Here is a 14,588-nt window from a genome sequence, read left to right on the forward strand (position 1 = left end):
GACCCGGGGTGGAGCCGTTCACTGAACGGACCCCCCGGGTCGCTGCCGCGCGTGCCCTGACCCGCCGCGCGGGTCGGGACAAGGCGGGCCGGTTCCTCGTCGAGGGCGCCCAGGCGGTGCGTGAGGCGTTGGCGTTCGGGCGGGTCCACGAGCTGTTCGTGACCCCCGAGGCCGCCGCCCGCAACGCCGAACTGCTCGACTCGGTGAGCGTGCCGGTGTCCTACGTCAACGACAAGGCCGCCTCCGGCCTGTCGGAAACCATTACGCCGCAAGGCATCATCGCGGTCTGCGACGTCCTCGACCAGCCGTTGGGTTCGCTGGCGGGCCCGCTGGTCGCGGTCATGGTCGGTGTCTCCGACCCCGGCAACGCGGGCACGGTCACCCGGGTCGCCGACGCGGCGGGCGCCTCCGCGGTCGTGTTCGCGGGCGACACCGTCGACCCCCACAACGGCAAGTGCGTGCGGGCGTCGACCGGCAGTGTCTTCCACCTGCCCCTGATCCGCTCCCGCGACACCGCCGCCGTCTTCGACGCCTGCCGCTCCGCGGGCCTGCGCCTGATCGCGGCCGACGGCCACGCCACCGGTGACCTGTTCGAGGCGACCGGTGAGCTGACGGCCCCGACCGCCTGGGTGTTCGGCAGCGAGGCCCACGGCCTCGACGACGACGTGCTGTCCCAGATGGACGCGGTGGTGAAGGTCCCGCTCTACGGTGCCGCCGAAAGCCTGAACCTCGCGACCGCCGCCGCGGTGTGCCTCTACGCCAGCGCCCGCGCCCACCGCGCCTGACTTTCTCCGCACCGAGCGACGAGTTTCCGCCGCGCCGGGAGTCTCCTTCGCGGACACTGTGGTCGAGCGAAGGAGCAGCCGTGAAGAACGAAGCGCGCGTCCCCAAGGTGCACGACTGGCTCGTGAACTACGTGGTCAAGAAAACCCCACACGCCGAAGACCTGCGCTTGGCCTGGTTCGCCGACCCGGACCCGGTGATCGCGAGCGCGGGCTGGGCACTGACCTCCGAACGTGTGGTGAAGAAGCCCGAGGGGCTCGACCTCGAGGGGCTGCTCGACGTCATCGAAGCGGAGATGAAGGGCGCCCCGGAGCGTCTGCAGTGGGCGATGAACCACTGCCTGGCCCAGATCGGCATCGAGCACCCCGAACACCGCGCCCGCGCGATCGACATCGGCGAACGCCTCGAGGTGCTCAAGGACTACCCGACCCCACCGAACTGCACGTCCCGCGCCGACAGCAAGCCAAGTAGAAGGTCACCGCCTGCTGGTTGGATAGCTACAATCCCTAGTGCGACAGGCGGTCCGTGAGTTCACGGACCAGGGGATCGGTGTCCACCGGCTTCGCCTGTTCCTCCAACGTCCGCGCCAACGTCCCCAACACCGCCCCCACCGTCGCGTGGACGGCATCGTCGGTCAGCAGAGCCGCCGCCCGCCGCGCGTCCGACTCCGCCGCCGCGAGCTGACCGAGGTCCAGACGCAGCCGGGCCGCGCGCCCGGCCAGGAACGCGTGCCACTCGCTGTTTCCCAGGCGGACCGCGTATTCCTCCGTGCGCTGGTTGACTTCCAGCGCCTCGGCGAACCGCTGGTGGTGCGCCAGCAGCGCCACCCGGAACCCGATCACGTCGGCCTGCTGGTCCAGCGCCCCCGGCACCGAGTCGTCCGGCAACAGATCCGCCGCCTCGTCCAGGGCGAGCAGACCCGCACGCAAGTCGTCCAGGCCCGCCGCGTGCGCGAGCTTCACCAGGGATTCCGCCGCCGCCACCGGGTTGTCGGCCACCTGCCAGGTCGCCGCCGACTCGCGGAAGGACGCCGCCGCGCCCGGGTAGTCCCCGAGTTCGAGCCGGGCGTCGCCGAGTTGGAACAGCACATGCGCCCGCAGTCCGTGGTCGCCGTCGTCGGCGGTGGCCAGGACCGCGTCGAAGTGGTTGGCGGCGCCGTCGAATTCGCCGAGGTTTCGGCACGCCAGGGCGAGCCGGTAGTGGATGTCCGCGACCGGACCGACGAACGCCGTCGGCATCAGCCGCAGCGCTTCCTCCAGGGTCTCCGCCGCCTCGATGTCCCGCCCCGCCGCCAGGTACCCCGCCGAGAGGTGTAGACACGCCTGCCCGACCGCACCCGGAGTCAGATACGTCCGCGCCGCTGCGACCGCGTCGATCAGGACCGGCAGGTGAGACCCGGCAAGATCCGTCTGGTCAAGCAGGCTCGCCGACTGCATCAACGCCTCAGCCACCCACGGCCCCGGGTACGTGCGCGCCACCTCCACGAAGTGCGCGAACTGCTCCACCGACTCCTCGACCCGCCCCAGGTTCGCCAGCAGCCGCGCCCGGTGGCCGCTCACCGCGAGCCGCGTCGACTCCGGCCACCGCTCGGCGTCCGCCGCGAGCGCCTCGATGATCTTCAGCGACCCTTCGAGATCTCCCTTGCGTTCCAACAGTTCCGCGCGCGCCTTGCGGACCCCGCCAAGCCGGTTGGGCGCCGACTCGACCGCGATCCGCTCCGCTTCGTCCACTTCGGACGCTGCCAGCTCCGGGTCGGTCTCGGCGAGCAGGTCCGACGTCGCCAGGTGGGCCCGCATGACGCCGACCGGGTCACCCGCGCGCTGGGAGATCTCCAGTGCCAGCCGGGCGTGCTCCGCGGCGTCGTCCGGGCGTTCGACCGAGTTCAGCAGGTCGGCGAGGAACGAGTGCAGCCGGGCCGCCGCCGAATCCTCACCCGCGGCGGTGAGCCGCACGAGGATGCCGTTGAGGCTCTCGATCAGCTCCTCGGGCGTGGCCCGGCGCGCCAGCCAGGTGCGGTGCACGGCGACCCGGGCGGCCAGCCCGTCGGGCAGCAGGCCGTCGAGATCCGCGGGCAGCGCGGCCAGCAGCCGGGCGCCGGTGAACAGCCCGCCGCCGTCCATCACGGCGCACGCGCGCTCGGCGACGTCCACCGGGTCGGCCAAGTCGACCGGCTCGACCGGCTTCACGACAGCCGCGGACCCCGGCACGGCAAGTACGATCGGCGCGGCGTCGGGCAGCGCCAGGGTCTCTTCGACCCGCCTGCTCGCCGCGTCGGTCCCGTTGCGCTCGTCGAACTTCCTCGCCGTGCTCCGCGCCGTCTCGACGCAGTGCGCCCACAGTTCCTCACCGGACACCGCGCGGTCGTCGAGCCGGAACATCCGGTCCGCGCGGTCGGGCACCCGGCTCAGCAGCAGGGCGGCCGCGGTCGCGAAGTCCTGCCGCACCTTCGGACTCGGCGCGTCGGCGAGCACGTCGAGGTTGCGGGTCAAGATCTCCAACCCGCGCGCCGCGTTGCCGGTCAACGCGCAGAACCGCAGGTGCGCGTGCAGCGCCGACCGTGCCTGCGGCGTGTCCCGAACCACCCGGTACGACACGAGATGCGCGCGCGCCGCCTCATCGAGCCTGCCGGTCGCGAGGTACGCCTGCAGCAGCGACGCCATCACCCCGTGCGGCTGCTCGGCGCAGTCCGACGGCTCGGTCAGCACCGATCGGGCCGCGTCGATGGCCTCCTCGAACCGCTTGCGGGACACGAAATACCCGACCTGACTGTCCACAACGCACGCCGCGCAGTCGCTCATCTCATCGGGCTCCGCGGCCCGCCACGCGGCGAAGTGCGCGTCGGCCGCCGAGGTGTCGCCGATGTGGTGGGCGATCGCGCGCAGCTTGTCGTGCACCGGATGCAGCGAGTACCCCTGCTGCCGGTAGCGCTCGGCAAGCTCCTCCACGACGGAGCCGATCTGCTCCAGGCTGAACCGGGGATCGCCGAGCAGCCCCGTCGGCAGCCACTTGTGCATCCAGTTGAACTGGTGCAGCGCCCACTCGTCGAAGCTCTCCGGGTGCTGCCGCTCGGTCGTGCGCAGCCAGGCGAACGGAGTCAGCATGAGGTCGTAGCGGCGGATCTCCCGGTAGGCGTTGACCAGGATCAGCCGGGCGGCGACGGCGTAGTCGGTGAACCCGGCCGCGTCGGCGGCGCGCGCGGCCCGTTCCAGCGCCTCGCACTTGGCTTGCCCCGCGGGCATCGATTCGGTCGCGTGCACCATGTGGGCGACGCGGTCGCGTGCCTCGTCCGGGATCGGCTCTGACGTGGACATACTCTGCTCGTCTCCGGTGTTCAGTCGCCGATAGCGCGGTCCAGCAAGTCCAGGAAGGACCCGTTGAGCGTCGCGGTGTCCTTCGGGCGCAGCGGTCGGTGGGACTGCAGCAGGGCGTGGACGTACAGCGCGAGCACGGCCGTCTCCAGCAGCGTCGGGTCGTCGATGCCCGCCAGGCGCGCCACCAGCGGGTTGCGCGTGTTCAAGACCAGGTGCTGGGCCGCGCCCGAGTCGGCGTCCACCAGCCTGCCCAGCAGGTCCTGCCACAGCGGGTCCGCGGTCTCGCGGGCGTCGGCGGCGTCGCGTCGACGGGCGCCGCCCGCGTCGGCCACCAGCAGCGCGGGCAGCGACACCGGGTCGAAGTCGCGCAGCATCGGTTCGCAGTCGTGCCCGTCGAGGACCTTCGCCGCCACCGACATCGTCCGCTTCATTGTCGCCTCGACCTGCGCGCCGGGGCGGCCGAGTGCGGCCAGCAGCTCCGAGGGCTCCACCCGACGGGCGGTGTTGGCGCCGTCGAGGGCGGCCAGCCGCTTCAGCAACTCCGTGTCGTAGGCGTAGCCGGCGTTGACCAGGCCGATGCCGTGGGCGCGGGCCACCGGCGCGAGCTGGCGGAACTCGTCGACGTCGGGGGTGTAGAGCACGGTGGCGTGGCCGCGGCGGAACTGGCGCAGCGGCATCGTGCCCCTGGTCGTCTCGAACGGCACCCACCGCTCGGCCAGCCGCAGCAGCTCGTCGTCGATCAGGGCGACGGACTTGATGCCGAGCTGGTGCGCGGCCAGCATCGCCGCCGCCCGGTCCGGCTCGGTCGCGTCCAGCCGCAGCAGCCAGTCACGCAGCCGGGTCCCAAGGGCATCGCGCACGGCCAGCAGTGTCTCGTCCTCATAGAGGGACTCGCGGCTCGCGGTGGGCCGCAGCGCCGACGTGTCGACCACACACCGGACGAAGTACGCCCAGTCGGGCAGCAGACCCTCGATCGATGTGCCCACGAGCATCCGCTTGAGGTACACCCGGTGCGCCTGCCGGGTCCCCGGGTTGGCGCCCGCGGGCAGCACGAACGCCGCCCCGGTCAGCCCCACCGCGCCGAACTCCAGCGGCACCACGTCGAACGGCTCGAAGCCCAGCGTCTCCCGGCAGTACTCGGCCAGCCGCTCGTGGTGCTGGGCGACGGACTCGTCTTTGCGCCGGGCCCACGGCAGCTCGTCCTCGGTGACCACGACCTGCCCGTTCGGCCCGGCGACCCGGACCTCGACCGGCAGCAGCGACCCGAATTCGGCGGCCAGCATCGCCACCGTCTCGTACTCGGCCCAGTGGTCGCAGTCGCGCCGGGGGACCAACTCCACCGTCGTGCCGACCTCGGCCCGGGCGGAGTCGTCGACCTCGACCTCATAGGTGCCGTCGCCGTGGGCGACCCAGCGCACCGCCGGGCTGCCGTTGGCCGAGCGGCTCACCAGCCGCACCTCGTCGGCGACCAGGAAACAGGAGAGCAGGCCCACCCCGAACTGCCCGAGGAAGTCCTGCCGGGCGAAGCCGAGTTCGTCACGCTTGGACGTGCCGCCCAGGGTGGACAGCAGCGAGTGCACCTCGGACTCGTCGAGCCCGATCCCCGTGTCCGTTATCCGCAGGGTGCCGTTGCCGGTCCGCTCGGTGGACTCGATCAGGATCCGACCGGGCGCCGACGGGTCGCCCAGCCTGCGCGCGGTGACCGCGTCGACCGCGTTCTGGAGCAGTTCACGCAGGTAGACGCGGGGGCTGCTGTAGAGGTGGTGGCTGAGCAGATCGATGACGCCGCGCAGGTTCACACCGAAGGTCTGGGCCAAGACGGAACCTCAACAGCGGGTAGGGGCGGGGCGGCCTGACAGTACAGGTGTCCTGGGACACTGTGTGTGAAACCCATGACCACGCTCGGTCGCGGTCACCTGAAGGCGACTGAGCCGCGTCCCCGGAGGGGACGCCATCCAACACAGTTAACTCGATGGGGGCGCTCGACCTCCATCACCTAGGATCAAGCTGCTCACCCGGCCGATCGGGTGTACCGCTCGGCCATCACAGGATCTCGGGAGCTGTCCACCAACCATGTCCGGAGCCAACGACCCGTACGACCCCAAAGAGGTCGCGGCGCTCTCACCGGAGACCCTGCAGGCCGCTGTCGAGAAAGCGCGCGAGGAGTTCTCCGCCGCCGCCGACCTCGACGCGCTCGCCGCGGTGAAGCCCGCCCACCTGGGTGACAAGTCCCCCCTGCTGCAGGCCCGCCGCGAGATCGGCGCGCTGCCTCCCAAGGCGCGCTCCGAGGCGGGCAAGCGGGTCAACGAGGCCCAGGCCCTGATCAACGCCGCCTTCGACGAGCGGCGCGCGGCGCTGCAGGTCGAGCGCGACGAGCGGGTGCTGCGCGAGGAGGGCGTCGACGTCACCCTGCCCTGGGACCGCACCCCCAGAGGCGCCCGCCACCCGCTGACCACGCTGTCAGAGCGGGTCGCCGACGTGTTCGTCGGTATGGGCTACGAGGTGGCCGAGGGCCCCGAGGTCGAGACCGAGTGGTTCAACTTCGACGCGCTGAACTTCAAGAAGGACCATCCCGCGCGCACGATGCAGGACACGTTCTACGTCGCGCCGGAGAACTCGGGCCTGGTCCTGCGCACCCACACCTCGCCGGTGCAGATTCGCTCGCTGCTGGGCCGTGAGCTGCCGGTCTACGTCGTCTGCCCGGGCCGGGTCTACCGCACCGACGCCCTGGACGCCACGCACACGCCGGTGTTCCACCAGGTCGAGGGCCTCGCCGTCGACAAGGGCCTCACGATGGCCCACCTCAAGGGCACGCTCGACGCGTTCGCCCGGGCCATGTTCGGCCCGGACGCGCGGGTCCGGCTGCGCCCGTCGTACTTCCCGTTCACCGAGCCCTCCGCCGAGCTCGACGTTTGGTTCGCCGAGAAGAAGGGCGGCCCCGGCTGGATCGAGTGGGGTGGCTGCGGCATGGTCAACCCCAACGTCGTGCGCGCCTGCGGCGTCGACCCGGAGGTCTACTCCGGTTTCGCGTTCGGCATGGGCCTGGAACGGACGCTCCAGTTCCGCAACGGCATCCCCGACATGCGTGACATGGTCGAGGGCGATGTCCGGTTCACCCTTCCCTTCGGCACGGAGGCGTAGTTGAGGATCCCCGTCAGCTGGCTCATCCAGCAGCTTGAGCTCACCGAGGAACACCGGGACCTCACCGCCGAGCAGATCGCGGACGCGTTCGTCCGGGTCGGCATGGAGGTCGAGGAGATCAGCACGCTCGGGCCGGTCACCGGTCCGCTCGTGGTCGGCCGGGTGGCCGAGATCGAGGAACTCACCGAGTTCAAGAAGCCCATCCGGTTCGTCACCGTCGAGATCGACGACCCGGAGGACGTCGACTCCGACGCCCCGGTCACGACCCAGGTCATCTGTGGCGCGACCAACTTCGTCGAGGGCGACCTCGTCGTCGTCGCGCTGCCCGGCGCCGTCCTGCCCGGCGACTTCACCATCACCGCGCGCGAGACCTACGGCCGGACCAGCAAGGGCATGATCTGCTCCGCCCGTGAGCTGGGCCTGGGCGACGACCACGCGGGCATCATGGTGCTCCCGACCGGTGACATCGCCCCCGGCGACGACGCGATCGACCTTCTCGGCCTCACCGACAAGGTCATCGAGCTGGCGCTCACCCCCGACCGCGGCTACTGCTTCTCGGTACGCGGCCTGGCCCGTGAGCTGGCCTGCGCGTTCGACCTGCGCATGGTCGACCCCGCCGCCATCGACGTGCCCGAGGCCGACTCCGAGTCCGTCCCGGTGCGCATCGAGGACGAGGACGGCTGCGCCCGGTTCGTGGTCCGCCGCGTCACCGGGGTCGACCCGACCGCGCCGACGCCGTGGTGGATCCACCGCAGGCTGATGCTCGCGGGCATCCGCTCGATCTCGCTGGCCGTCGACATCACCAACTACGTGATGCTCGAGATGGGCCAGCCGATGCACGCCTTCGACACCACCAAGCTCAAGGGCGGTCTCACGATCCGCCGGGCGAAGGCGAGGGAGAAGCTGGTCACCCTCGACGACGTGACCCGCACCCTCGACCCCGACGACATCGTCGTGTGCGACGAGTCCGGCCCGATCTCGCTCGCCGGTGTCATGGGCGGCGCGAGCACCGAGGTCAGCGCCGAGTCCACCGACATCCTGCTCGAAGCGGCGATCTGGGACCCGGCGTCGATCGCGCGGGCCGTGCGCAGGCACAAGCTGCCCAGTGAGGCGTCCAAGCGCTTCGAGCGCGTCGTCGACCCGGCCCTGCCGCCCGCCGCCCTGGAGCGGGCCGCGCGTCTGCTCCGCGAGCACGGCGAAGGCAGCATCCAGCCCGGCCGCACCGACGTGGGCAACCCGACCGCCCCCGCCGCGCTCACCATGGCGATGGACCTGCCCGACCGCGTTGCCGGCGTGCGCTACGACCGTGGCGTCACCGTCTCCCGGCTGCAGCAGATCGGCTGCCTGGTCGACTTCGGCACCGGCGAGGACGGCAAGCCGAGCGTCACCGTGCACCCGCCGACGTGGCGCGCCGACCTCAACCAGCCCGCCGACCTGGTCGAGGAGGTGCTGCGCCTGCAGGGCTACGACACGATCCCGTCGGTGCTGCCGCCCGCGCCCGCCGGTCAGGGCCTGAGCCCGAAGCAGCGGCGTCAGCGCACGGTGTCCAGGGCGCTCGCCGAGGCGGGCTACGTCGAGGTGCTGCCGTTCCCGTTCGTCAGCAAGACGGCGTGGGACCAGCTCGGACTTGCCGGCGACGACATCCGCAGGCGCACCCTGTCGGTGAGCAACCCGCTGGAGGCCGACCGCGCCGAGCTGGCGTCGACGCTGCTGCCGGGGATGCTCGATGTCCTGTCGCGCAACGTTTCCCGTGGCGCGAAGGACGTCTCGATCTTCCACATCGGACAGGTCGTGCTGCCGCGCACCGAGCAGGTCCCGATGCCCGAGGTGGGCGTCGACGGCAGGCCGAGTGACGAGGAGATCCTCCAGCTCGACGGCACCCTGCCGATGCAGCCCGCCCACGTCGCCGTGGTCCTCGCGGGCCACCGGCAGCGCGCGGGCTGGTGGGGCAAGGGCGAGCAGGCAGGCTGGGCCGACGCGGTCGAGGCGGCCAAGACCGTCGCCCGCGCCGCCGGTGTCGGGCTGACCGTCCACCAGGCCGACCTCGCCCCCTGGCACCCGGGCCGGTGCGCGCAGCTGCGCGTCGGCGGGTTCCCCGTCGGGCACGCGGGTGAGCTGCACCCGAAGGTCACCGAGGCGATGGGTCTGCCCGCGCGCACCTGCGCGATGGAGATCGACTTGGACGCGCTGCCGCTCACCGAGCGCAGGCCGGTTCCGCGTGTCTGGCCGTACCCGCCGGTTCTTCTCGACGTCGCCCTGGTCGTCGACGACGAGGTGCCCGCCGAGGAGCTGTCCGACGTGTTGCGTGCGGGCGGCGGCGAGCTGCTCGAAGAGCTGAGCCTGTTCGACGTGTTCACCGGCGAGCAGGTCGGCGAGGGCAAGCGGTCGCTGGCGTACTCCCTGCGCTTCCGCGCGGCGGACCGCACGCTGACGGTGGACGAGGCGACCACGGCGCGCGACGCCGCGGTGGCCTCGGCGGCCGAGCGTTTCGGCGCCGCACTGCGCGCGTGACACTGACGGCCCACGACGGCTGAGCGTTTTCTCCAGTCGCCACCGAGAACGCGGCGCGGTGCGGTTCCCCTGTGGAGCCGCACCGGGCAGCATCGGGTGATCCGGTTCGATGCCGGACATGATCGAAGGGGCACTGGTGAGGAAGATCGTTGCCGCGGTCGCGGCCGTGGGTGTCGTGGCGGGAATCGTCGGGTCGGCGCCGACCGTGGTGGCGTCCCAGGAGCCGATCGTCTGGGGTCCGTGCACGCACCCGGCGCTGATCGTGCGCGGGGCGGAATGCGGGAAGCTCGAAGTCCCGCTGAACCACGCGGACCCGGCAGGCGCGAAGATCAGGCTCGCGGTGTCGCGGATCAAGGCGACCGTGCCCCCCGAGCAGTACCAGGGCGTCATGCTGACCAACCCGGGCGGACCGGGCGGGGCCGGGCTGGCCATGGCCGTCCTCGGCGACCGGGTCCCCAAGGGTGCCGGGAAGGGCTACGACTGGGTGGGTCTCGACGTGCGCGGCGTCGGGGCGAGCGAGCCCGCGCTGTCCTGCGACAGCGGCTACTTCACTTACAACCGGCCGTACTACGTGCCGGTGTCCAGGGAACTCGAGCAGACCTGGCTCGACCGCTCCAAGGGCTATGCCAAGGCCTGCGGAGCCGCGGGCGGCGACCTGCTGGGGCACCTGCGCACGGTCGACACGGTCCGGGATCTGGACCTCCTGCGCGCGGCGCTCGGTCAGGAAAAGATCAACTTCTACGGTTACTCCTACGGCAGCTACCTCGGCCAGGTCTACTCGACGCTGCACCCCGACCGGGTCGGGCGGATGGTCCTCGACGGCGTGGTCGACCCGCGAAGCATCTGGTACCAGTCGAATCTCAACCAGGACGTCGCGTTCGACCGCAACATCAAGATCTACTTCGACTGGCTCGCCAAGCACGACGGTGCCTATCACCTGGGCACCGACGGCCGCGCGATCGAGGCCGGTTACTACGCCGACCTCGACAAGCTGCGTCAGACGCCCGCGGGCGGGGTGATCGGCCCGGACGAGCTGGCCGACGTTTTCCTGCGGGCCGCGTACTTCGTGCACGTCTGGACGGACCTCGGGTCCGCGTATGCGCAGTACCGCGCCACGGGCGACGTCTTCGGGATCAAGGCGATCTGGGACGGCCTCAACAGCCGGCAACCGGGGTCGGACAACAGTTTCGCGGTGTACCTGGGCGTGCAGTGCACCGACGTGCGGTGGCCGACGAACTGGGACCGCTGGCGGGCCGACAACTGGCGCATCCACGCGATCGCGCCGTTCGAGACCTGGAACAACGCCTGGTACAACGCGCCCTGCGTGTACTGGACCGCGCGGCCGGGCACGCCGGTCGAGGTCGACGGCTCGAAGGCGCCCCCGATTCTGCTGATCAACGAGACCCTGGACGGCGCCACGCCGTTCGAGGGTGCCCTTGAGGTGCGTGACCGATTCCCGAACTCCGCGCTGATCGAGGGAGTCGGCGGCACGACCCACTCGGCGAGCCTGTTCGGCAACCTGTGTGTGGACAACCAAGTCGCCGACTATCTGGCCAGTGGCACACTCCCGGATCGCAGGCCCGGCAGGGGATCGGACACCCAGTGCGACCCGTTTCCCCAGCCCACCCCACCCGCCGGTCCCGCGCGGGAAGACGCCCGGGTCCTCATGGAACGATCCGCGGACGATGATCGCGCGCTAGCCCACACCACCGGCGGCCGAAACGCAAAATCGGGACCAAAGGCCCAAGTCAGACTCCCGCACGCCAGACATACTTCCCACGTCGGGGACCTCACCAAGCTGCTCAGCGGCAACAAGGCCGCTCGGCGGCGCTGATCGACAAGGGGTGCGGCTCATGCGATTCGCCAAAATCTTGCTCGGCGTGGTGTTCATCGCCACGTTCTCACTCCTCGGCTCCGTCACCGCCTCGGCGACCCACGTCGCGCCCGTCACCGGCACGGGCAACCCGAGTTGCGCGGGCGGGTTCAAGATCGAGCCCGTGACCAGTGGCGCGAAGGGTGGCATCGTCACCCTCACCGTCACCGGCTCCACGTTCTCCTTCACCACAATCGACGGCTTCCTGGTCACCTCCGTCATCGTCAAGGGCGGCCCCGGCTTCAACCTGTACACCTACCCGGCGCCGGGCGTGACGAGCGACACCGGCCTGCACTCCCCGGTCAACCCGAACGGCGGGTTCGCCGGGCTGTCGCACCTGTGCTTCTTCGGCGACGAGAAGGGTGAACCCGAGCCTCCGAAGTAGGCGCCCAATGGTGAACGCGCCCGGCATCGCCGGGCGCTTCACCCGTATTCTCGTTCGTCCGCTCTTGCTGTCCACACTCTTGTTGTCCACAGTGGAGGTTCAAGGTGTCTCGTTGGTTTGCCACGGCCGTCACCCTGCTTTCCGCGGGGATGCTTGTCGCGTTGCAGAGTCCGGCCGCGGCGGCCACCCCGAAGCTGCCCGACCTCGGGATGGCGAAGCTGACCGACCTCACGGTCACCAGGACGGTGGCGGGGCAGCAGCAGCTGCGGTTCTCCGCGACGGTCGTCAACGTCGGCGCGGGACCGTTCCGCCTGGTGGCGTCCCGCCCGGACCAGAACTCCGCTTTCGCTGTGTCCCAGCGGATCGAGAACACCGACGGGTCCGCGACGGACACCCCGACGGCGGCCACGATGACCTTCGGCAGCGACAGCCACGGGCACTACCACGTCAAGGACCTGGAGACGTACACGCTGCACCGCCTGGACAACGGCGCGCAGGTCGGCGCGTCGGCCAAGGGCGGGTTCTGCTTCATGGACACCAACTCCTACCGGCTCTCGCTGCCCGGAGCCCCGCAGCAGCCGGTGTACACCAGTGCGGGCTGCGGACACCACGACTCGACTTCGCTGTCGATGGGTCTGTCGGTCGGCTGGGGCGACAAGTACAGCTGGACGCTGTCCGACCAGTTCTACGACATCACCGGCGTGCCTGAGGGCAGGTACCGCCTGCGGGCGACCGCCGACGGGAACGGCCTGTTCGCCGAGGCCAACGACGCGAACAACGAGACCTGGGTCGATCTCCAGCTCACCTTGCGCCGCGGCGCGATGACGGTCCGGACCCTCGGCTACGGTCCGGTCGCCTAGCTTCTTCTGAGGGCTTCCCGGCGGGAAAGCGGCGAGAGGGCGTGGGTGTCGGCGAAATGCCGGACCCAGCCCGGGTCGGTCTTCGCGTGCTCGCGCAGGGCCCAGCCGATCGCCTTGCGCAGGAAGAAGTCCGGGTCGTCCAGTGTGGACTCGATGGTGTCGGCCAGCAGGTCGGTGTCGGTGGCGTCGCGGGCCTTGAGCTGGCAGAGGACTGAGGTGCGCCGCTTCCACCGGTCGGGGTCGACGGCCCAGTCGCGCATGGTGGGCGCGAGGGTGTCGTGGTGGGCGAGCACGAGCGGGCCGACTCGGCGGGCGGCGATCTCGTCGACGAAGTCCCACCAGGCGCCGGTGACGATCATTTCCTCGTAGAGGGGGAGCAGGTCCAGGCCGTCCCAGGGGGCGTAACGCTTGTGGGCGAGCAGGTCGAGGGCGACGTAGCGTTCCTCGCGGTACTCGGCGTCTCGCCAGAGTTCGGCGACGGCGGCGATCCAGGCGGCGCGGTCGGTGAAGGGGTGCTCGGCGAACAGGGTGCGCACCAGCGCCGCCCGCGCGGGCTTGGGGACGCCCCGGAAGGGCATGTCGGACTTCATGTAGCGCTGCATGTCCGGTGCCCGCGCCGGGTCGCCGACCTCGGCCAACCCGGCTCGCACGGCGTCGATGAACTCCACGGTCAGCGGAAAGTGGCCAGCGCCGACCGCCAGGCGTACTCGGGCAGGATCAGCGCACCCGCCCCAGGCTTCTTGGAATCCCGCACACCGACGGTCCCCGGCACGAACGCGACCTCGACGCACTCGGTGGTTTCCCCCTCACTGCCACTCCAGCTGGACTTACGCCACCGTGCGTGATCAAGATCCATCTTGTTTCACCTTCGTCGGTATTCGAGTGCCACGCGGCGGAGAAATTTCACCGATTCGGCTGAACTCAGCGCCTCCCTACGCATCGTATCCAGCCGCGTCTGAAACTTCTCTACATGTTCTGGCGCGTCGGTGAAGGTTACGGCGGTGGTGTCCACATGCAGGATCGTCGGTGCGTTCCGATACTCCATCAGGCCGTAGTTACCGCTGGAACCGTCCCACCGTTCCAGGTCGAAGGGAGCCACGCGCACATCGACGTGGGGCAGTTCGGTCATGTCGGCGATGTGCTGGATCTGCTCGGCCATGACCTCGGCACCCCCGTGCATCCTGCGCAGCGCACCTTCCTCCAGCATTGCGAAGTACTTGGGCGCTCGTGGCTTGCGAAGCACCTCCTGCCGCGCCAACCGGACCTCGACACGACGCTCGGACGCCTCCGTCTTGCCTTCGTTGGCGTACATCAATGCGCGGATGTAGGCGGGGGTTTGGAGCAGGCCAGGCACACGCGCCAGGTTGACGTGCGAGATCTTGGTGGCTTGGGCTTCGAAGATGGCCAAGATCGGTTGCCTGGTCAAGCGGACGGCCGCGAGCAGACTCCACCACGATGACGACAGCGGGCTGCTGACCAGGGTGAGGATGCGCTTGCGTTCGAGTTTGGGAACGGCGTAGACCGTCAAGAGGGCGGCGGCGGCTTCGGGGCTGGTCGGCCGGATGCCGTTCTCCATGCGGTTCAACGAGGCGTTGGAGAAGCCGGCTTTCTCAGCCGCGACCGAGGTGCTCATTTCGGCTGCGGCGCGCAGTTCGGCGAACAGGCTGCCGATCGCGCGGTCCCTGGCGGTGTCGTGCTTGGTCATCTGATCATCTCACCAGGAG

General features: G+C 70.4%; 11 protein-coding genes and 1 pseudogene. 7 read left to right on the forward strand and 5 right to left on the reverse strand.

Annotated features, from left to right (window positions below):
- Together ACRDSQ_RS10315 and ACRDSQ_RS10320 are read left to right on the forward strand one after the other, a co-directional pair.
- The coding region (locus ACRDSQ_RS10315; RefSeq protein ID WP_431420628.1) for a TrmH family RNA methyltransferase at positions 1 to 785 on the forward strand (785 nt) is incomplete at its 5' end.
- An 89-nt stretch (positions 786 to 874) separates the two neighbouring features.
- Positions 875 to 1,312: pseudogene (locus tag ACRDSQ_RS10320) on the forward strand (DNA alkylation repair protein); the annotation flags it as partial.
- Here ACRDSQ_RS10320 and ACRDSQ_RS10325 read toward each other — a convergent pair.
- Complete coding sequence (locus ACRDSQ_RS10325) at positions 1,290 to 4,094, reverse strand: tetratricopeptide repeat protein (RefSeq protein WP_431420629.1); 2,805 nt, start codon at positions 4,092 to 4,094, stop codon at positions 1,290 to 1,292. The pseudogene ACRDSQ_RS10320 and the gene ACRDSQ_RS10325 sit on opposite strands and share 23 nt — an antisense overlap.
- A 20-nt stretch (positions 4,095 to 4,114) precedes the next feature.
- A complete protein-coding gene (locus ACRDSQ_RS10330) occupies positions 4,115 to 5,911 on the reverse strand; it encodes an HSP90 family protein (protein ID WP_431420630.1) in 1,797 nt (598 codons plus the stop codon).
- 256 nt (positions 5,912 to 6,167) lie between these two features.
- Here ACRDSQ_RS10330 and pheS point away from each other — a divergent pair, with 256 nt between their 5' ends.
- The 5 genes from pheS (at position 6,168) to ACRDSQ_RS10355 (ending at position 12,864) form a co-directional block, all read left to right on the forward strand.
- A complete protein-coding gene (pheS, locus tag ACRDSQ_RS10335) occupies positions 6,168 to 7,235 on the forward strand; it encodes a phenylalanine--tRNA ligase subunit alpha (protein ID WP_431420631.1) in 1,068 nt (355 codons plus the stop codon).
- On the forward strand, positions 7,236 to 9,746 hold the full coding sequence (gene pheT, locus ACRDSQ_RS10340; RefSeq protein ID WP_431420632.1) for a phenylalanine--tRNA ligase subunit beta: 2,511 nt from the start codon (positions 7,236 to 7,238) through the stop codon (positions 9,744 to 9,746).
- A gap of 136 nt (positions 9,747 to 9,882) precedes the next feature.
- Entirely contained in the window at positions 9,883 to 11,580 is a 1,698-nt protein-coding gene (locus ACRDSQ_RS10345) for an alpha/beta hydrolase (RefSeq protein WP_431420633.1), read from the forward strand.
- A gap of 19 nt (positions 11,581 to 11,599) precedes the next feature.
- Positions 11,600 to 12,004 carry a hypothetical protein gene (locus ACRDSQ_RS10350; protein WP_431420634.1) on the forward strand — a complete coding sequence of 135 codons (405 nt, stop codon included), beginning with the start codon at positions 11,600 to 11,602 and terminating at the stop codon, positions 12,002 to 12,004.
- A gap of 104 nt (positions 12,005 to 12,108) precedes the next feature.
- The gene (locus tag ACRDSQ_RS10355) at positions 12,109 to 12,864 is read left to right on the forward strand and encodes a lysyl oxidase family protein (RefSeq protein ID WP_431420635.1); all 756 of its coding nucleotides are present in this window, start codon (positions 12,109 to 12,111) and stop codon (positions 12,862 to 12,864) included.
- Here ACRDSQ_RS10355 and ACRDSQ_RS10360 read toward each other — a convergent pair.
- From ACRDSQ_RS10360 to ACRDSQ_RS10370, 3 genes are read right to left on the reverse strand one after another with little or no spacing between them, the layout of a single operon-like run.
- Complete coding sequence (locus ACRDSQ_RS10360) at positions 12,861 to 13,532, reverse strand: DNA alkylation repair protein (RefSeq protein ID WP_431420636.1); 672 nt, start codon at positions 13,530 to 13,532, stop codon at positions 12,861 to 12,863. The two genes, ACRDSQ_RS10355 and ACRDSQ_RS10360, sit on opposite strands and share 4 nt — an antisense overlap.
- A 2-nt stretch (positions 13,533 to 13,534) precedes the next feature.
- A complete protein-coding gene (locus tag ACRDSQ_RS10365; RefSeq protein ID WP_431420637.1) occupies positions 13,535 to 13,720 on the reverse strand; it encodes a DUF397 domain-containing protein in 186 nt (61 codons plus the stop codon).
- Positions 13,721 to 13,726: 6 nt separating this feature from the next.
- The gene (locus ACRDSQ_RS10370) at positions 13,727 to 14,569 is read right to left on the reverse strand and encodes a helix-turn-helix domain-containing protein (protein WP_431420638.1); all 843 of its coding nucleotides are present in this window, start codon (positions 14,567 to 14,569) and stop codon (positions 13,727 to 13,729) included.
- Between the last annotated feature and the right edge of the window lie 19 nt (positions 14,570 to 14,588).

This window comes from Actinokineospora sp., from assembly GCF_050699995.1.
Lineage (GTDB): Bacteria > Actinomycetota > Actinomycetes > Mycobacteriales > Pseudonocardiaceae > Actinokineospora.